14 protein-coding genes are annotated in these 18,083 nt (G+C 70.8%); 6 read left to right on the top strand and 8 right to left on the bottom strand.

Translation table 11 applies throughout. The annotated features are described in order from the left end of the window. Nucleotides 1–80: 80 nt before the first annotated feature. Nucleotides 81–3,278 (bottom strand): SMC family ATPase, encoded by a 3,198-nt coding sequence (locus tag DMA15_RS00005; protein ID WP_125510604.1) that lies wholly within the window; start codon nt 3,276–3,278, stop codon nt 81–83. Next, complete coding sequence (locus DMA15_RS00010; protein WP_125510605.1) at nt 3,275–4,594, bottom strand: exonuclease SbcCD subunit D; 1,320 nt, start codon at nt 4,592–4,594, stop codon at nt 3,275–3,277. The genes DMA15_RS00005 and DMA15_RS00010 overlap by 4 nt, the downstream gene beginning before the upstream one ends. A 135-nt stretch (nt 4,595–4,729) precedes the next feature. Between DMA15_RS00010 and DMA15_RS00015 the strand changes: the two genes are divergently transcribed. From DMA15_RS00015 to DMA15_RS00030, 4 genes are read left to right on the top strand one after another with little or no spacing between them, the layout of a single operon-like run. Next, nucleotides 4,730–5,575, top strand: coding sequence for a hypothetical protein (locus tag DMA15_RS00015; RefSeq protein WP_125510606.1), 846 nt, complete (start codon nt 4,730–4,732; stop codon nt 5,573–5,575). Nucleotides 5,576–5,623: 48 nt separating this feature from the next. Further along, nucleotides 5,624–6,769: a hypothetical protein gene (locus DMA15_RS00020; protein ID WP_125510607.1), complete on the top strand. Its 1,146-nt coding sequence runs from the start codon at nt 5,624–5,626 to the stop codon at nt 6,767–6,769. After that, a complete protein-coding gene (locus DMA15_RS00025; protein ID WP_125510608.1) occupies nt 6,766–8,274 on the top strand; it encodes a hypothetical protein in 1,509 nt (502 codons plus the stop codon). The genes DMA15_RS00020 and DMA15_RS00025 overlap by 4 nt, the downstream gene beginning before the upstream one ends. Further along, nucleotides 8,264–9,625: an AAA domain-containing protein gene (locus DMA15_RS00030; protein WP_125510609.1), complete on the top strand. Its 1,362-nt coding sequence runs from the start codon at nt 8,264–8,266 to the stop codon at nt 9,623–9,625. Before DMA15_RS00025 ends, DMA15_RS00030 begins: the two co-directional genes overlap by 11 nt. A 99-nt stretch (nt 9,626–9,724) precedes the next feature. Here the strand turns inward: DMA15_RS00030 and DMA15_RS00035 are convergent, their stop codons facing one another. The 4 genes from DMA15_RS00035 to DMA15_RS00050 form a co-directional block, all read right to left on the bottom strand. Continuing rightward, nucleotides 9,725–11,188 carry a UvrD-helicase domain-containing protein gene (locus tag DMA15_RS00035; protein ID WP_125510610.1) on the bottom strand — a complete coding sequence of 488 codons (1,464 nt, stop codon included), beginning with the start codon at nt 11,186–11,188 and terminating at the stop codon, nt 9,725–9,727. Then, the gene (locus DMA15_RS00040) at nt 11,185–11,664 is read right to left on the bottom strand and encodes a hypothetical protein (protein WP_125517119.1); all 480 of its coding nucleotides are present in this window, start codon (nt 11,662–11,664) and stop codon (nt 11,185–11,187) included. Before DMA15_RS00040 ends, DMA15_RS00035 begins: the two co-directional genes overlap by 4 nt. Then, nucleotides 11,661–12,536: a DUF6083 domain-containing protein gene (locus DMA15_RS00045; RefSeq protein WP_125510611.1), complete on the bottom strand. Its 876-nt coding sequence runs from the start codon at nt 12,534–12,536 to the stop codon at nt 11,661–11,663. The genes DMA15_RS00040 and DMA15_RS00045 overlap by 4 nt, the downstream gene beginning before the upstream one ends. Before the next feature lie 157 nt (nt 12,537–12,693). Continuing rightward, nucleotides 12,694–12,957, bottom strand: a complete 264-nt coding sequence (locus DMA15_RS00050; protein WP_037751201.1) for a helix-turn-helix transcriptional regulator — start codon at nt 12,955–12,957, stop codon at nt 12,694–12,696. A gap of 193 nt (nt 12,958–13,150) precedes the next feature. Here DMA15_RS00050 and DMA15_RS00055 point away from each other — a divergent pair, with 193 nt between their 5' ends. Both DMA15_RS00055 and DMA15_RS00060 read left to right on the top strand, forming a co-directional pair. Further along, entirely contained in the window at nt 13,151–14,197 is a 1,047-nt protein-coding gene (locus DMA15_RS00055; RefSeq protein ID WP_125510612.1) for a hypothetical protein, read from the top strand. 332 nt (nt 14,198–14,529) lie between these two features. Beyond that, nucleotides 14,530–15,003 carry a hypothetical protein gene (locus DMA15_RS00060; RefSeq protein ID WP_240659613.1) on the top strand — a complete coding sequence of 158 codons (474 nt, stop codon included), beginning with the start codon at nt 14,530–14,532 and terminating at the stop codon, nt 15,001–15,003. 367 nt (nt 15,004–15,370) lie between these two features. Here DMA15_RS00060 and DMA15_RS00065 read toward each other — a convergent pair whose 3' ends face one another. Together DMA15_RS00065 and DMA15_RS00070 are read right to left on the bottom strand one after the other, a co-directional pair. Further along, the gene (locus tag DMA15_RS00065; protein WP_125510614.1) at nt 15,371–15,925 is read right to left on the bottom strand and encodes an XRE family transcriptional regulator; all 555 of its coding nucleotides are present in this window, start codon (nt 15,923–15,925) and stop codon (nt 15,371–15,373) included. A 6-nt stretch (nt 15,926–15,931) separates the two neighbouring features. Continuing rightward, a complete protein-coding gene (locus DMA15_RS00070; RefSeq protein ID WP_240659614.1) occupies nt 15,932–18,037 on the bottom strand; it encodes a helix-turn-helix transcriptional regulator in 2,106 nt (701 codons plus the stop codon). Between the last annotated feature and the right edge of the window lie 46 nt (nt 18,038–18,083).

Below are 18,083 nucleotides of genomic sequence, written 5' to 3' on the forward strand. Positions count from 1 at the left end.
GGTGAAGGGTGCCGTTGGGGATCGCCGGGCTGGAGTGCGAACGTATGTAACTATCGGATTGGCCGGACCCATCGAAACCACTATTGGGCCAGTTTCTGCAGGCCGCTGGCTAGATCTGCCTGCACCAGCTCGTCCCGTTGGTCCGGTGTCAGCCAGCGCGCGGAGGATCCAGCAGCGTTCCGCCGCACCCACAGCACGTCATCAACGGCCTCGGCGACGGCGTGCAGATGACTGATCACCATGACGAGGCGGTCGCCGTCGGCCTGGGCGCGCAGCACCTCCAGGGCGGAGTCCAGTGCGGTGGTGTCGAGGGCTGCGAAGCCTTCGTCGAGGAACAGTGAGCCGAGACTCGGCCCGCTGCGGGCGTGCACTTCGGCGAGCGCCAAAGCCAGGGCGAGCGACGCCAGGAACTTCTCCCCGCCGGACAGCCGGTTCGGCTGGTGGACAACTCCGGAGCTGCGGCTGACGATGTCGAAGCTGTCGGCGAAGCCGAATCGCATGTCGGTCATCTGCCCGAGCAGGTCGCTGGCGACGCCGAGCAGCGCACGAGTGCGCAGCGTGGTGAGGTGGCCGAGGAACTTGGCGTCGACCAGTTCGCGGCGCAGCACGTCCAGCGCCTCATAGCGGGCCTCCCCGGCGGCTATCGCAAAGTCCAGGTCAGCGGCTGACTTGATCAGAACCTGTACCTCACGCTGCTTCCTGTGCTGGTCCTCGACCTCTCTGGCTGCTGTCGCAGCCGCGGCGACGAGAGGGTGCAACACCTGCGGTGCCGTCAGGTCGGCCGCGGGGTCGAAGCCGTCGACATCGGCGAGCGCGGCGGCGTGCTCGCCGAGCCCGGTCAGCGCGGCGGCAGCGCGGGCCGCGCCGGCTGCGGACACCTCGGCGAGCTTGTCGCCCAGCCTCGAGGCGGTCTTCGACAGGTCGGCGGTGAACTGGCGGATCTCGGCGATTCCCGGCTCAGCGGGGGCTTGCGGCATCTGATACGGGTCGGCGGCGCCCAGATGCGTGATCGCCTGTGTGACGGCCTGAGCCCACACGTCTAGGGCGCCGCGCAGCTCGTTCAGCGGCCGTTCCACGGCAGTGCGGTTCTCCTGGTCGAGGGCGCGCTGCAGGTCGAGGACCGCGTCCTTGTGCGACCGCTGCGTTTCCCTCTTATCGAACAGCCCCTGGATTTCGGTCAGGCGGGCGGCTACGGCAGCGGCAGCGGCGGCCGCGTCATCTGCGCTCACATCGATCGCTTCGCCCGGCAGCATCGCCTGGATGCGGACAGGCAGCGCGCGGACCTCGGCGGCCATCCGGACCACGGCGCGGGCGTGCCGCTCGGAGGCTGCCGCGGCGTCATCGAGGTCGCGCTGATGCGAACTCCTGCGCCCTGCCAGCGCCTTGCGTTCTGCTTCGATCACGGCGGTGCGGCCATGCACGTCGCTCTGCAGCCGTTCGGCGTGCGCGGCGGCTGCCTGTTCGCATGCGGTGACGGCGTCAGTGATCGGCGCTGTGTACCGCTCGGAGGATTGCTCCAGGTGTGCGGCGCTGGCGGCTGGCACGGCCAGGGCTGCTGCGGCCGCGGTCAGCGTCGCAGCAGCTGATTCGGCGTCGAAGTCTGCCTTGGTTGCGGCGGCCAGGGCCGCGAGGTCCGCGAAGGCGCGCACTGCGTTTGCTGTGGCGTCTTGTGCCTTGTGCTGAGCGCTTTGATGCTCCCTCCCGCGTTCGGACACGGCCTCCTCGGCCGCGGTCACGGCGGCGCGGGCTTCGGCGAGTCGGCCGGCGGCCTTGTCACGTGAGGCCTTCGCCTCGCGCAGCTGCTCTCTCGCGGCGGCCAGCTCGGCCGTACCGGTCTCGGATGCGGGTTCGAAGTCGGCCGGAAGCTTCCGCCGGCACACGAGACAGTCGCCGCCGGGATGGAGTTCGGCGGCGATCGCGGCAGCCTTGTCCCGCAGCTGGAGCGTCTCCAGATGCGTCTCGGCGTTCGTGACGTCTTTCTCGGCTGTGGCTGATTCCGCTTGCAGCGGGCCGACATCCTCGCGAACAACGTCGCGTTTGGCCACTGCGGCGGCTTGATCGCTGGCGGTGTCGGCGACGCGGCGGACGGCCGAGATGGCAGCGGTGATCAGTGTACGGACAGTGGTGGCGCACGTGCGGATCTCTTGGCTCGCCTCCGCGGCGGCACGGGCTGCCTCTGCCAGGGGTTTGGCGTGGTCGGCGCGCTTGGTCAGCTCCGCTTCGGTTGCGACGATGGCGGCGCTTTCGTTGGCGAGTTGTTCGGTGAGTGCGGCAAGCCGGTCGCGTTCGCCACGGTGTTCCTCGGCGCGCTCCGCGAGGGTCTCCAGGACCACGGCGGCTTTGCCGAGGGCGTCCCGTCCTTCTCCGCCTGTGTCGGCTGCCGTGATCGCTGCGGTCAGTTCATCTTCCCGGGTCGCGGCCTGGGCGGCGCGCTGGTCCAGGGTGTCCCGTCGTGAGGCGATGGCGGCGGCGACGGGCTCGAGTTCGTCAAGGACGGTATGGGCGTCGGTCACCGTGCGCGCGGACAGGGTCCGGGCGGCGGTGGCGGCTGCTTCGGCGACGGCACGCGCTGCGGTGGTTTCCTCCTGCAGCGCTGTGATGCGGTCGATGGCGGTGTTCAGGCGTTCGGCACGGGCTGCGGCTGCGTCGGCGGCCTTGCCGGCTTCTGCCGCGGCCTGCTCGGGGTCCTCCGGCATGACGGCGCGTTTGACCCTGGCATCGCCCAGCAGTCCCTTGAGCGTCAGGCAGTGGCGGGCGGCCATCTGCTGGACGGACTCCAGTGATTCGGCGCCGAACAGTTCCCGCAGCCGCTCGCTTCGCTCCCTGGGGGCGGCGGTGAGGAGCTGGTCGAACTTGCCCTGAGGGAGCAGCCCGACACGCAGGAACGTGTCGTAGCTCATCTGCAGCACCGTTCTGATGCGGGCGTCGACGGCGCTGGCGTTGTCGATCTCCTCGCCGGTATCCAGGTTTTTGAGGTGGTGCCGGCCTGCGTTCGCGTTGGTGGCGTGCATGGTGCGGTGTACGTGCCAGCGCTGCCCGTCGTGCAGGAAGGTGAGCTCGACGCTCATGGCCTGCGCGCCGTCCGCGATGAGCTGCCGGGGTTCTTTGGCATCCCAGGAACTCTTGCGGAACAAGGCGAAGGTGATGGCGTCCAGCAGGCTGCTCTTGCCGGCGCCCGTGTCGCCGAGGACTGCGACCAGGCTCCTGCCGGTGAACTCGACGGTGACCGGGGTGGGGTAGCTGCGGAATCCGGTGAGGGAAAGCGCCAGCGGTCTCATCGCGCCGCCTCCGATCCGGTGCCGTCGGCCAACAGACCCGAGCGGTCGACGCCGTCAAGGGACAGGCCTGCGATGGCCGCGGCCAGCAGTGTCTCCTCGCAGCACGGTGCGGGATCTTCGGGATCCGGTTCGGCTTGCAGGTGGGCGAAGGCGGCCATGACGCGGTCCAGGGCTGGGCCGGTCGTGCCACGGCCGGGCAGGTAGTCGCACAGCAGGTCCTTGATGTCGGGCAATTCCCGGGCGGAGGCCTCCCGGTCCAGCACGCGGCCGGCTACCCCGGGGCGGCGCTCCTCGATGTCAACGATCGTCGCCTTCGGCAGCATCCTGGCGAGAGTCTCCGGCAGGAACGCACTGGAGGCCTCGACGTTCACCACCGCTTTCACCCAGGCGTCTCCGACGCGGCCGGCGCGCTGCACGATCTCTTCCAGAGTGCCTTCCAGGCGGATCAGGCGGCGGCCGGAGGTCAGGGGTACGAGTTCGATGCGCGGGTTGGCGCCCGGACCGACCTCGGCAAGTACGACACTCTTGGTGTCGCCGCTCTCGCCGAAGTCCATCTGCAGCGGGCTGCCGGCGTAGTAGGCGGGGAACCCGGCACGGCCGACGGGCTGCGGCTTGTGAATGTGGCCGAGGGCGCCGTAGGCGACGTCGGGCAGGTCCCCAGCTGCGGCCGCGTACTCAGCGCTCAAGGAGATACGCCGCTCCGAGTAGGAAGGGGTGGCCCCTTCGATAAACAGGTGGGCGGCGAAGACCAGGACGTCCCGGGCACCGCGGCCGGCGGTCAGGCGGCGGTAGACGTCGGCCTGGACGGTGCGCATCCGCTCGGCGTAGGTCGCGGTGGTCAGGGCGGGGTCGGCGAAGTCGTAGGTGAACCGGTTGGGATGCAGGTACGGCAGCGCGCCGATGCGCAGCGTCAACTCCCCGTCCTTGGTGGGGTATTCGGCGACGAGCAGCCCGTCGGGGCGGGCGTCGGTAGCAAAGCGCACCCGGACCTGGTCTCCTTCGCGGGTGCCCATGTCGTTCAGGACGAACTCCAGGAACGCCAGGACGTAGGGGGTGTCGTGGTTGCCGGCGACGACGACCACGGGCGCGATCGCACCGAGGCGGCGCAGCGCCTGCGCGGCGCGCCGCATGTCGTCCAGGCTCGGCCTGGGGCCGTCGAACAGGTCACCGCTGTGCACGATCAGGTCGGGGGCGAAGTCGGCGGCGATCTCGACGATCTCGTCCAGGACGGCGTCGAACTCGCCGTCGCGTCGGTGGTGGCGGCCGATCTGGCGACCCAGGTGCCAGTCGGAGGTATGGAATACGCGTCCCGTCACGGGTGCCTCCAGGAGGACGGTCTGCAGGCCGACGCGGGCTGCGCCGCCGCGGGTCGGAGGTTCGGTGGCAACGACTGTACACACAATCTCAGGAAGAAGTCTGGGAAACTCTGGAAGCCTGGTAGCGTCTGGGCCATGAGTGATCCGCTGGACGCCCTGGAGAAGAGCATCGGCACCCTGCGCCGCGCGATCCGCGACGCCTCCGCCGCCGGTGACACCGAGCGTGCCGGCGAGCTGCGGATGCAGCTGCGCCGCGCCGAGCGGGCCTGGGACGCCCTCATCGACGCCGACGAACCGGCGGCCGCGCCGCCCCGCCCCGCCCCGGAAGCAGCCCCTGCCGCCCGGGGGGCGCAGCTCCCGGCGCGCGAACACGTCCACCGCGCCCTGATGCTGCTCGGGACCCCGGCCGCCCCCAAACTGATCGTCGGCGTGCACGAGGCGTTCTTCCCGGGAGAGCTGTCCGCGTCCAAGCTCTCCAGCCTGCGCCGGGACGAGGAGCGTTCCTACCGCTCCAGTCCGGGTGCCCGCCCGTACTACCTGTGCCCGGCACTGGCGCACGACCTGCTGACACCGGTGCGGGCACTGATCACCATCAGCACCTGGACGCTGGAGCAGCGCATCATCGGCCCGCTGTCACCGCGCGTGGACTTCCTCACCAGCGCGATCAGCATCGCCGAAGCGGTGCACACCGCAGCCGAGTCCACACCGGACGGGCCCAGCCCGGAGGCCCTGCGCCTGCTGTGGCGCTTCGCCGTCAACATCCCCGACGCCATGCCGAGAAACGCCTCCGGTCACGAGGGCGCGCTGGAACCCCAGCAGGTGATCGGCGCCGCCCAGGCCGAGCTGGACGTGCATACCGGCACCGACCGCGCCACCCGGGCGGCAGCCGCACGGCGAGCCCGTAAGTCCCTCGGGGACGACGGACAGCTGTTCGGCGCGCCCCTGCAGGGCGTCACGCATCTGCGGTCGGCCCGCGCCTGACTCCCGTCTCCCCGCAGCCCTTTCTCCTCCGCAAGGATCTACGAGACCGTGAAAAACCCAGTCGACGACCGCCTCGACGCACTGCGCGGATCCGCGAAGCGCCTGGACTACAACGCCAGGTCGCTGGCGGCCCTGGAGAACAACCCGCGCTGCACGCTGCGGGCCCTGCTGGACGCCTCCGGCTCCGACAAGGCCGCGATCGCCACACACGTCGGCCATCCCCCGTCCTTCGGCCAGTCCTCCTTCGCCATCACCCGCGGCAACGCCTTCGAGGCGATGGTGAAAGACAACGGCTGTGCGGAGCTCCTGCGCGTCCTGCGCGAGACCCTGGAGCTGACACTGCCGGAGGTGGGCTACGAGGACCTGAACGACGTCGGCGGCGACGGCCGCTCCAAGCAGCGCCACGAGCGCACCGAAGAGGTCCTGCTGCGGGCCGCCCGGGGCGAGGGCGACGCCACCTTGTTCGACCACCCGATGCTGCGCCTGCTGATCGGCGGGCACAAGGTGTACCTGGAGCCCGACCTGGTCGCCCTCCGCATCGACGGACGCTTCCACGTCGTGGAGATCAAGAGCTTCCCGATCATCGACGACCAGGCAGACTCCACGCAGGTACGGGCGGCGACCACACAGGCATGCGCGTACATCATCGCGCTGCGCGACCTGCTCGGGCGGGCCGGCATCGGCGAGGAGGCCGTCTCCGACACGATCGTGCTGGTCGCGCCGAAGGACTTCACCAACCGGCCGACCGGCGCGTTCGTCGACGCCCGCAAGCAGGTGGCCGCTCTGACCCGTCAGCTGTCCCGCATCGAGCGCATCGGAGACCTGGTGGACCTGCTCCCCGAGGACCTCACCTTCGATCTCGACCCCACCCCTGACAAGAACAAGCAGCCCCGGCGCCCGGCCGAGGAGCTGGCCGAGGCACTGGATCAGGTCCTCGTGACGTACCGACCGGACTGCCTGAACCACTGCGAGATGGCGTTCTACTGCCGCTCCCGTGCCCGAGCGGAAGCCTCGCTGGATGTCCTCGGGCCGACAGTGCGCGAGCAGTTCGGCGGCATCGACACCACGACCATGGTCATGGGACTGGCGCGCGGAGAACTGACACCGAGCGAGGACCAGGTGGAGATAGCCGCGGCCCTCCGGCACGCCGCACGGCTGCGCGCAGAACTGGAAGACCTCGGGGGTGCGGCATGAGCACGCTGTCGGCGCTGGCACACGTGCAGGCGATGGAGACGATGCAGGCGGTGCCCCGGACCGAGTTCCGGCACCGGCACCTCTCGGGCCGGCCACTGGTGATCGTCCCGCTGGCCATGGCCGGAGAGGCCGGGGCTCCCCTGGCCGCCATGGTCGGCTCCGCCAAGAGGAACGGAACCCTGCTCGTCGTGGCCCAGCCCCGCAACCGCGACCAGCGGTTCGCGTTCGCCGCCGACCTCGGCCGGATCGTGATGAACTACATCAACTCCTTCCGCCAGAACCGCCGCGGGGAAGGCGAGCGTTCCCGGTACACCGACGCGCCTCAGATCCTGGTGCCCAACGCCGGCGGCGTCAAAGCCCTGGCCGACCTGGGCCGCATGTGCCGCTTCCGCGCGACGTCCGGTCCCTACGCGGTGCCGGACGTCGTACCGGAGTTCGGCATGTGGCTGACGTTCCTGGTCGACAGGGCCGAGCAGGCCGGCACCTCCACGCTGCTGCCCGTCACCGCAATGCTCACCGAGCACTGGGCGACCGGCCAGAGCACGCTCGAGGATCAGAACCTCGCCTCCCTGATGGCCTGGATCGCTCCCCCGCCGGGCCTGAGCGTCGAGCAGGCCATGGCCGATGCCGAGAACCCGGACGTGTGCCCGCCGGCGGGCCCGCCGACCTCCCCCGAGTTCGACAACCGCGACCTGGCCCCGGCGATCAGAAGGTTCGACACGGCCCACACCCTCGGCGACCCGCATGCGCTGGCCGCCGCCGAGACCGAACTGCGGGAACTGATCGCGGGACAGATCCAGCCCACCTGGCGCATGGTGTGGCAGGCCATATCACTGCTGCGCTCCGTGCCCGAGGCACCGCGGACCGCCAAGCGCTTCGAAGGCGACTGCAAGGCCTTCACTAAGTACTCCGACTACCGGGACTCCGACGGCCCTCCGCAGCGCAAACGGGACAACGCGATCGGTGCGGCCCGGCGGCTGGGCTGGCTGGAGCACGCGCTGGCCGAATTCGAGTCCGACATGGCGTTCGACGATCGGTTCGTGCTGGCCGATCGGCGCAGCGCCGGGGAGGCGTTCGCCGGGACGGTCGTGGAGGCCGACCCCGGCCGGGTGGTCACCACGGACAAAAACAGGCGTGTGCCGCGGCCCCGCGTCACCGTCCGCACCGAAGATCCCGTGCGCCTGGCCGCCGACACCAAGCTGATCAGCCCGTCCCTGCCGACCGGACACAAAGCCATGATCGTCTCCGTCCTCTCCGACGGCGGCACCACACGGGTCACGGTGGAGATCACCGGCGGCATGGGACGCAGCCGCGTCCCGCAGCAGGGCACCGTCCCGGAACTGGGCCAGCGCATCGCCTACCTACCCGATCCGGGATGGCGCCCAGCGCCGCAGTTCCCGGCCTCCGACGCCACCCCGTGGACACACAGTGCCGCCGACGATAGCGGCACCGACTCCGTCATACCCGAGGACGCCGCCGCAGAGGAGTGGGGCAATGAGGACTGACACCAGCGCGACGCCCGAACCAGCCGCACCCAACCCTGCAACGGCCGCTGCCGCTGCCACCGAGGCGATCCTCACAGACATGGCCGACGGGCGTCACAGGGCCGTGGTCGTCGACTCCCCGCCCGGCGCTGGCAAGAGCACTCTGGTGGTCCGCGCCGCCCAGGAACTCACCGAAGGCGGCGAGCGCCCGATCGTCGTCGCCCAGACCAACAACCAGGTCGACGACCTGGTCGTACGTCTGGCAAAGGAGCACCCCGGCATCGCCGTCGGACGGCTGAGTGCCACCGGCTACAACCCGCCGCCGGTCCTGAATGCCCTGACGAACACAACCGTCGGCCGCACCCTGGCCGACCTGGCCGGCTGCCGGATCATCGTCGCCACCGCAGCCAAGTGGGCCACCGTCCGCGACGCCACGTTCGGCTGGGCGATCCTGGACGAGGCCTACCAGATGCGTTCGGACATGCTGCTGCAGATCGTCGAACGCTTCGATCAAGGCCTGTTCGTCGGCGACCCGGGCCAGTTGGACCCATTCACGATCGTCGGTACCGAGCGCTGGATCGGGCTGCCGCACGACCCCACGCAGAACGGCGTCAGCGTAATGCTGCAGCACAACCAGAACATCCCCGTACACCGGCTGCCGGTGTCCTGGCGCCTGCCGCTCTCGGCCGCACCCACCATCGCCCAGGCGTTCTACCCGTTCACCCCCTTCACCTCCGGAACCGGCGACGACACGCGTGCCCTGGAGTTCCGCACCGCCGGACTCGCCCGCACCGACCTGGACGAAACCCTCGCGGAGGCCTTCACCACCGGCTGGGCACTGCACGAACTGCCCCGCCGCCACGTCCCGCGAACCGACACCGAGACCCTCCAGACCGCCGCCGACCTCGCCGGTCGGCTGCTGGGCCGCGGAGCGGTCGCCACCTGCGAACGCCACCCGGGCGGCCGGCCCCTGGAACCCGGCGACATCGCCATCGGCGTCGCTCACCGCGACCAGGCCGACTTGGTCCGGACCGCGCTGGCCCGCACAGGCAACCCCAATGCGCCAAGCGTGGCGGTGGACACCGCGAACCGGCTGCAGGGCCGCGAGTTCGAAGTCGTCATCGTCGTGCACCCGCTGTCCGGCCGCCGGGACGCCACAGCCTTCCACCTGGAAGCCGGACGACTGTGTGTCCTCGCCTCCCGCCACCGGCAGGCATGCATCGTCGTCACCCGCGAAGGAATCGCCGACCTCCTGGACAGCCACCCCTCGACCGACCCCGTGCATCTGTCCGTGCCCGCCAAATTCCCCGACGGCTGGGAAGCCAACCAGGTCATGCTGGCCAAACTCGCACTGCATCGCGTCGCCGCGTGACTTCGACACAGGCACCCACGGCCCACAGGTAGGTCGGTCGTCCCACGACGACCACGGTGGCACCCGCAACCGTGAAGGCGCTGGCTCGATGCGCGTTGGTCACCCAGGGGAGCCGTCCGGATGGTCATGAATCCAGGACAGGCCGCCGATGTCGAGCCGGTGGCGGGTACGGGTGACGGCGACGTAGGCGAGGCGGGCCTCGCCGTCATCGATGGGACCGGGCACCGGGCGGCCGTTGTCATCCTGCTGGTCGCTGTCTTGGGGCGAGGTGAAGTCGTCGGCGATTTTCACTCTGGCCCATTCGCGTCCCTTGGCCTTGTGGGCGGTGGAAACGGTGACTTCGGCCTGCTGTTCGGGGACGAGTTGGGCGACCGCGGCCAGGATCGCGTCCGTGCCGTGGGTGTCGACCAGGTCGACGAACGGCTGCAGGTCACGTCCGGCCGGGTCGTGGGCGGCGTAGTCCTGCAGTTCGCCCCAGGAGGGGAACAGGAGCAGTTCGGGGTGGGTGGTGCGGCGGCCGTCCTTCAGGTCACGGGCGGCCTGGGCCAGAGCGCGCAGGCTGTCTCCTCCCCCAGCCAGCCCGACCCGGTGTCCGGCGGCCAGCAGGTCCATCGCCTGGGCCATGGCCCCGACGTTGGTCCTGCACAGCACTGCGTCGGGCCGGGTGAGGGGACCGAGTTCGGTGGGCACCGCATCGGTGCCTGTGAGACGGAGGGGGGCGCCGGCGATGTGCAGCCAGCGGTTGGCCTCTTCGGCCAGCAGCGGGCCGAAGCGGAAGGACCGCGACAGGGCAAGCTGGGTGCCGTCGAAGCCGGTCATGACGTCCTTGGCACCCCGCCACTGGTAGATGGCCTGCGCGGAGTCGCCGACCATGACCAGCTGGGCGTGCCCACGCTGAGCGAGGAAGACCTGTTCGACGACGGGGTTGGTGTCCTGGGCCTCGTCCAGCAGGAGGAAGTCGGCGTCGATCCTTGGCTGACTGAGGGCCCAGATCTTCAGGTAGTGGTCGTGGTCGAAGCGGACCGCGCCGTCGTCTGGGTGCTGCAGGTCGGTCCAGGCCTTCTTGGCGAAGGGCACGATGTGGGCTGCGAGTTGGCTGTGCAGGTCGCGGTCTTCCAGGCCGCGCAGGTGCGGCACGTGGTGGCGGGTGATCGCCTCATCGGCGGTGTGGCAGAAGCGGGCCACGGTGCGCAGGGTGGCGTAGGACAGGGCTTTCGGGGAGAGGTCGCGCTCGCCGATGGGGAGGGTTTTGGTGATGCCGAGGGCCTGTCCGGTCTGCCAGGCCGGACGGCGCGGCGCGTTCAGCCGGCCCGTGTAGCGGTGACCGACGGCGGCATAGGCGAGCGCATGGGCGGTCTTGCACCAGACGTTGGCAGGGAAGCGCCTGGTGGCGTCCTGGGCGATGGCCCGGTTGTAGGCGAGGTAGCGGCCGCGGCGCTGGGTGGTGTGGGCTAGCAGGGCCAGGGTGGTGGTCTTGCCGGTGCCCGCGCCGGCCTGCAGAGCCAGGTGCTCGCCGGCATGGAAGGCGTCGGCCGCGGCGGTCTGTTCGTCGGTCGGATTCACTGCGGGGCTCCGGGGATGTGGGTGAGGGCACGTCCGACGGCCGCCAGCAGGTGGGCGGGCGTCGCGTCGGCGAGCAGCTGCTGGATCGCCTGGTCGAGGCGTGCGGCTTCGTCGCGGTCGTGCCGGTCCAGGGCGCGGTGGATGGCGTGCCGGATGAAGAGTTCCGGGGGCTGTGCGGCGCGGTGGGCGGCGTCGCAGATAGCGGCATGCGCAGTGGGCGGGAAGGCGATGTTGAGGACGATTTGCCCGTCGGTGTCCGGGTAGTGTGTGGTGACCACGTCCACTGGTAGCCGTGGCCCAACACGGTGGCGCAGACGGTGCGCGGCCCGGTCGGGGCTCTTGGCGCGCACGAGCATCATCAGGCGGGTGGCGTCATGGTTGGCCGCGAGCGGCAGCACCTGGGCGGCGTGGTGGAGTTCGGCCGGTGTGAGCGGTCGCGTCAGGGTGACTTCGAGGGCATGGTGCGCCACTGTCAGGCCTCCCGTTGATGGCTGGGCGCGGCGTGTAGGAGGCGGGTGTGGATGTGCGCCGCGTGCAGGAGGGGGTCGAAGACCTGCCAGTCGGCCAGGGCGAGGTCGGCGGCGCCGGGGGCTGCGGCGTGGGCGGGGCAGCGCTGGGTGCGCCAGCGCAGCCGTTCCGCGTACGGCAGGCGGCTGAGGTCGTAGACGGCCATCAGGGTGGCGGGCAGGGTCAACTGGCCGCGCTGCGGGCCGGCGGGCAGCAGGGTCCAGCGACCTGCGGCCGTGTGAGCAGCGAGCATGGGTTGGGGGCAGCGGCGGCGCTGGCGTGTCTGGGCCACACACCGGATCTCCTCCAGCGGCCGGTCGGCGAGATAGCGGCCCAGCAGGAGTTGCACCACGGGCCGGGCGGGACGGCGGGCGTCGGCGGCCTGCTCCTCGCAGGCCGGGTCGGGCGGGGCCGGCGGGGTGAAGGCGCCGGTGTCGACCAGGCGGCGGGAACGGACGGCGAGCTGGCGGCGCACCGCCTCGATGTGCGGGCTCAGCTGAACGATTGCGGGTGGGGTGCGGCCGGGACACAGCACGGTGTGCGGGATGCGGCACCAGGCGCTGCCGTCTGCGTGGGGGTGGGCGATGCCGCAGCTCAGGTGCCAGCGGCAGGACTCGGGGATCTGAGCGGTGGCCAGTTCGTCGGGGTGCAGGGCGATGGGCCGCTGATCGCTGCAAAGGTAGACGTCGATGCGGTTGCCGCACAGGCGGCAGCAGACGTTCTGCCCGCAGCGCAGCAGGCGGCTGGGGCTGGTGGCAGCCACCCGCAGCGGGCGGCGGGCGCGGGTGGTGCGGGGGCTGCCGTCCCAGTGGCGGCCGGTGGAGGCGGTGTTGGGGCACATGGACCGGACCGTGCCAGGCGGCGCGCCGAAGCGGCGGGGACGGCGGAGGCGCGTCCCCCGGGCAGCCCATCCGGGGCGAACCTGCATGCGAGTTGCCGCTTGACCGTTCGGCGCCTGCTCGCCGGTTCGGGTGATTCATGGGCGGGGCTCGGCGGGGTCAGGAGCCCTTCGCCCCGGGCGGGGTGTGGTCGTCGCAGAGGGTGCCCAGCAGGTGCTCGATGGGGACGTCGAAGGCGTGGGCGAGAGCGTGCCAGGTGGTGACGCTGCCGGTGGTGCGACCGTGCTCCAGGTCGATCAGGGTGCGACGGGCCAGGCCGCTGCGGTCGGCGAGTTCGTCGAAGGTCCAGCCGCGCTCGCCCCGCAGGCGCGCAAGTTCGACGCGCAGCGCGGTGAGGTCGGGATCGGGCGGCAAGATCGTCACCCCACCATCCGACGGTGCAGGACCCTGCCCTGTCAGTGCAGACCTCTGCACTATTTCCGCTGGTGGACGCCGCGGCCGCCGGCACTGCACGAGTGCAGAGATCTGCACTACGGTGCGGCCGACTCCCGCGCTCGCCCGACCGGGAGGACGCCACACCTCGCCGACGCTGAGCAGATGGGAGGGCACCGAGCCGATGCGGCTTGCCAGCATGCACGCCGCGGTGCAGCGCACCTGGACGGTGGAACTGCGCCCGCAGCCGGGCGGGCCGGCCCTGGCCTGCCCCCGCTGCACCCCGCACCATCCCGTGCAGGCCGCCTCCGCCCGGTCGGCCGCCCTGACCCATCTGGCCCGCCACGCCCGCGCCGACACGCTGCCCGGGCACCTGCGCACCTGCCAGTGCCGGGCCCGGGGCTGCCACTGGCACCCCCGTCACCGCGGCTGCGCCGGCCCCGTCCTGCTCGCCCTGACCCGGGATCGCAGCGGCCGCACGTGGCGCCTCGCAGACGCCTGCGCCGCCTGCGCCGCCGCGATGAGCCACACCGCCATCGTGCCGCCCACACTGCTCAGTCCCGGTCGCATCCGTTCCTCCGCCGGCGGGCCGCAGCCAGAACGCAGGGCGCCCGCCTACAGCCCGCCGGAGCAACAGCGCGTGCGGGAAATGCTCACCTACCTCGCCGTCGCCCTGCCCCGCTTCTCCTCCCCCGCCGCCCGACTACTGGCCCTGCAGTGCGCCCTGCGCGCCGACGGCCGAGGCCGCGTCCGGCTCCCCCGCGGCCTTCTGCGCAGCATGCGGCTGCACGGCCGTGCAGAACTGTGGAGCGAACTGGAACACGCCGGGTGGCTGCGCTGTTCCGGCCCGCGGCGTCCCCATGTGGAGGCGCGTCTTCTCGATGCGGACATGCACTCCCAGACATCCGGCCGCGGCACCCGTACCCGCGCGGCGCACTGGGCCCTGCACCCTGTTCCGCTGGTCGCACCGCGCGGGATGTCCCCCGCGGTGCAGCTCACCGCTCTGATCCTGGCAGCTCACACGTCTGACGGCTCCGGAAGTGCGGAACTCGACGTGCTTGCCCGGCTGGGCGGTCAGTCCCAGCAGCAGGTAGAGGATCTCCTCGACCAACTGGTCCGCTGCCGTCTCCTTGCCTCCTGGCAGCACCTCAGGGAGCACGACGAGATCGCCTGGCGCCTCCTAACGCGGCGTACCGAGCAGCGCCACACCGGGAAGGTGATCACCTGGTAGTCCTCCCCTCCGAAACGGCACGGGAGGCAGCACGTCGGATCCACGTCCCGCCATCGTCCGGTCCTGCCACGGTGGGACGAAGAGACGTACGGCAAGTGGGCCGCAACTCCGGCGCACGGCTGCAGGGATCAGATCCGGTCATGTTGTTTCGAGACAGCGTGAGACGCCATGAGACGCAGAGAGACACCGGCGGACACCCATGAACGCCAACGAACGACAACGACCACCAACATCCCTGGCCAGGAGTGTCCGAGACGGGGCACCGGGTTGTTTCGAGCCCGAGGAGGAGAGCAACACTTGCCGGTATGCCGAGCTTTCAGCAAAGGAAGGCCGTGGGCGACGCACACGAAAGGCGCGTCGCCGAGGAACTCGCCCTGCGCGGATGGGACGTCAGCCCCTGGGGCCAGGGCGTGCTGACCGAAGCGGTGCGAGTCGCCCTGCGGGGCACCGAGAGTTCACTGCGCTGGACACCCGATCTAGTGGCCGCCAAGGACCGGCAGGTGTTTCTGATCGACTGCAAGAGCCGCATGACCAGCCGCATCACCCATCGCCATGCGGTGGAGCGGGCTGCCGTCATGGCGCACCTCCAGCTCGCCGCATGGACGCAGCTGCCGATCTGCTACGTCTTCGACAACCTCGACGTCCTCACCCCCCTGGACGTCCTCATGCTGGGCCGCACAGGTCCGCAACCCGCCGCAGGCTCAGGCTCCCCCTACCACCTGGTGCCCACGGGACGCTCCCTCGCATTCGACGAGGTGTTCGGAACCATGCAGCAGCGGCACACCCCCCAACTCGGCGCCGCCTGACCCGGTCGGCATGCAGCTGCCGGCCAGGGCGCCCCGGTCTCCTGCGCCGCGCCCATCACACCCGAGGGCTCGAGGGCTCTCCGCCACCACTCGGCCCGCCGCAGCAGAACAGACGAATCAGACGGGCCAGCGAAGGCAGTGGCCCGGCTGGCGGGCAGGCAACGGCAAGGGCGGCAGCACCCAGCAGTTCACAGCCTGGCCTGAGGTCCCTTCACAGCTGGGCCACGCGCCCGTGCCTTGCTCGCCACTCTCACCCTCAAGGATTCGCGTGGTTCGCGTGCTCAGACGCGCGACAGGCCCGTCCCCGCTGTTGCTTGCACACACAGCGCCGGGCCACCGGCTCACCGCTTACGACCTGAGGGTTCAATTAGTAATCGACGTCGACGTAATCGATGTCGGTGAAGTCCACCAACAGGCCCTGCGCGCGCCGGCCGCGGTCCTTGAAGTAGATGTCCTGAAGTCCTTCGGCCACGATCCTCTGGAGCTGCTCCTCGGTGGCTCCGGCGGCGTGGGCGTCGAAGAGCCGTGCTGCGTAGACCGGGGGAAGGCCCTGGGTGATGGGCCGTAGCCGCGGGTCGTCGGTTGTGCCCGGGGCGGCGGTGAATCCGAAGCGTGCCCGGGTGTCGATGATGATGCCCCCGGTCGTGGCGGCCTGCTTTCTGGCCCGGTCGCGGACCCGGGGCTGCCACCGTTTGCGGACCTCGTCGGCGAGCCGGTCCGCGAGGTGGCGGCGCGGCTGCTTGAGCTGTCCGGTGAGATACCGCTCGACGGTGCGCTGGGTGACGCCCAGCAGGTCGGCTGCACCCTTGGTGCCCTTGGTCTGTTTGACCAGGAACTGCATCTGCTTCTGGGCCGACTTCGGCACCGGGCGGGTGAAGTGCGCAGCGTCGGCCTTGTCGAGGCTGTCGGCGATGAGGCCCATCGGGGTCTACTCCCCCTCGTCCTGGCCGGCGACGATGCCGGTTTTGATGTGCCGGGCGATGTTCACGTCCGGACCGTGCTCCTCGAGCAGGCCCTCGGCCCACAGCACGCTCTGGGTGCCCTCGTGTTTGACCATCCCGGGCGAGACGCCGAGCCGGAATCCACCAGGCAGGGGCTTGCCGTCCCGGTAGGGCAGGAAGCCGAGGGGGCTGGGGCCGTCGGAGGGGTACACGGCGCAGTCGGAGAGGATCGCGACCGGGTACAGACCGGCGTGGGTGGCGATCTTGAGCATCTTGCGGTGCATGTTGATACGGGCGCCGGCGATGACCGCGGCGCGGATGTCGGGGCGCCAGGTCGGGCGGGCGAGCGCGGGCCAGGGCTCGCCCGGCCGCCAGCCGCCACTGCGGGCCCGCTCGCGCAGTTTGCCGAGACCGCCCTTGACGGTGGCCTTGATGGCGCTGAGCACGGCGGCGAGGACGGGGTCGGTGTGCTGGTGTCCGGCCATCGCGGCCAGGAACTGCTCCTCCGGCATGCCGGGGGTGATGCCGAGGTCGGCCATCGTGGCGATGTAGGCGTCGCGCAACCGGGTGTACCAGGCGTCCAGGTAGGGGCCGTGCTCGTAGCGCAGGTAGGCCTCAAGGGGAGTGACGGTGTAGCCGAGTTCGACGGCGTAGGCGACGGTCGGAGTGGCGTACCAGGCCGGACCGGTGGGGCGTTCGCCGTGCGGGGTGAACGGACTGGGTAGACGTTCGTCGAGGCGGATGTGGGAGAGGTCGACCAGCCAGGAGCCGGGCAGTTTCGCGTCGAAGATCGGCCGGTGGACGTGGACGGGGGCGGACAGGCCGACGGTGAGCCGGTTGGCGGCCGCGGCGAAGGCCATGTTGACGTCGATGCCGACCACGTAGGGCTTCATGCATTCCGCGTCCGTCAACGGCCGGGACCACTGGTAGGCCTCTTCATCCAACACCTGGTCGGGGGTGCGCTGGTGGAAACGGGGATACAAGGCTGCGACGGCCGGGTGCCCGTCGGGAGCCTCGGGCGGGGCGCACTCCACCGCCTCGGTCAGCGAGCCCGGCATCGGGCCGGAGACCCAGTTCCCGGTGGCGGGGTCCTTCACTGCACGGGTGGGCGGGCGCAGCGCGGTCATCAGTTCCAGGCCGGTGACGGCGGTCGAGCCGCACGGGGTGAGCACGCGGGTGGCGTAGGTACTGAGCAGGCGGGCGAGTTCGACCGGCGGCAGCTGGTCTGCCATCCCCCAGGAGCGCGTGTCGAGGGCGCCCCAGGGCAGGACGGCGAACTGCACGCACTGGCGGCGCGCGCCGTCGGCCGTGCGGTAGACCCGCGCCCACGGGCCGAAGCCCCGTTTCGTCAGCTTCCATCGAGCCTTGGTGAGTTGCTTGAGGGCGTTGTGGTCGTCAGACAGGCGCAGCCCGCGCCGGTCCTCCAACTCGGTTGGCAGGCCGAGGCGTTGGACGGCGGAGGCGGTCAGCACGATCAGCGGGTCGGCGTCCTTGCCCGAGCGGTGAAGGCGCGCAGCGCCCAATCTCGCCTCGCCCAGCGCCCAGTCGACCAGTGCCGGAAGGTCGGTGAGCGGGCAGTCGAGCACCAGGCCGTCGGCGCAGTACGCCGTGTCGTCGCCGTCCACGACGACGAGCGGCCCGTCGGCAAAGCGTGTGTCCGCTGCGGGCGCGGCCGCCGGCTTCTGGGGCGCCGACCGACGTGCCGTCGCAGGCCGCCGGATCGGGGTCGCGGGACCTGCTGTGGGCGCGACAGGCGGTTCGGGCGCCTGTGGCTCTGTGATGGCGGGCGGGCCAGTACGCGGTCCTGGCGCCAAGCCGGAGGACGCCGCCGGGACGGGAAAGCGGTCAGCGAGGCCGTCGAGGAGGCGAATGTAGGCAGCCCGCTTGGGAGGGCGTGGCTCGGTGCGGCCCGCCTCCCAACCGGTCACCGTCTCGCGTCGCACGTCCAGTGCCTTCGCGACCTGGTCCTGGCTCAGGCCTGCGGCCTCGCGCAGCCGTTTGCGTTCGGCGGGGGCCGGCAGGGCATCCGGTGCCGCCGCCTGTTCCAGCAGGGCATCGACCGATGTGAAGAGCCCGTTCTGCTCATGGGACACGAGAGCCACCTCCGCCTCCAACCTACACGAAAAGCACATCGAATCA

Source organism: Streptomyces sp. WAC 01529 (genome assembly GCF_003945545.1).
GTDB classification, from domain to species: Bacteria; Actinomycetota; Actinomycetes; order Streptomycetales; family Streptomycetaceae; genus Streptomyces; species Streptomyces anatolicus.

Excerpts from the sequence above, each read along its gene's own strand:
- DMA15_RS00005 (WP_125510604.1), bottom strand. The coding sequence starts at position 3,278 with ATGAGACCGCTGGCGCTTTCCCTCACCGGATTCCGCAGCTACCCCACC.
- DMA15_RS00015 (WP_125510606.1), top strand. The coding sequence starts at position 4,730 with ATGAGTGATCCGCTGGACGCCCTGGAGAAGAGCATCGGCACCCTGCGC.
- DMA15_RS00025 (WP_125510608.1), top strand. The coding sequence starts at position 6,766 with ATGAGCACGCTGTCGGCGCTGGCACACGTGCAGGCGATGGAGACGATG.
- DMA15_RS00030 (WP_125510609.1), top strand. The coding sequence starts at position 8,264 with ATGAGGACTGACACCAGCGCGACGCCCGAACCAGCCGCACCCAACCCT.
- DMA15_RS00045 (WP_125510611.1), bottom strand. The coding sequence starts at position 12,536 with ATGTGCCCCAACACCGCCTCCACCGGCCGCCACTGGGACGGCAGCCCC.
- DMA15_RS00055 (WP_125510612.1), top strand. The coding sequence starts at position 13,151 with ATGCGGCTTGCCAGCATGCACGCCGCGGTGCAGCGCACCTGGACGGTG.
- DMA15_RS00065 (WP_125510614.1), bottom strand. The coding sequence starts at position 15,925 with ATGGGCCTCATCGCCGACAGCCTCGACAAGGCCGACGCTGCGCACTTC.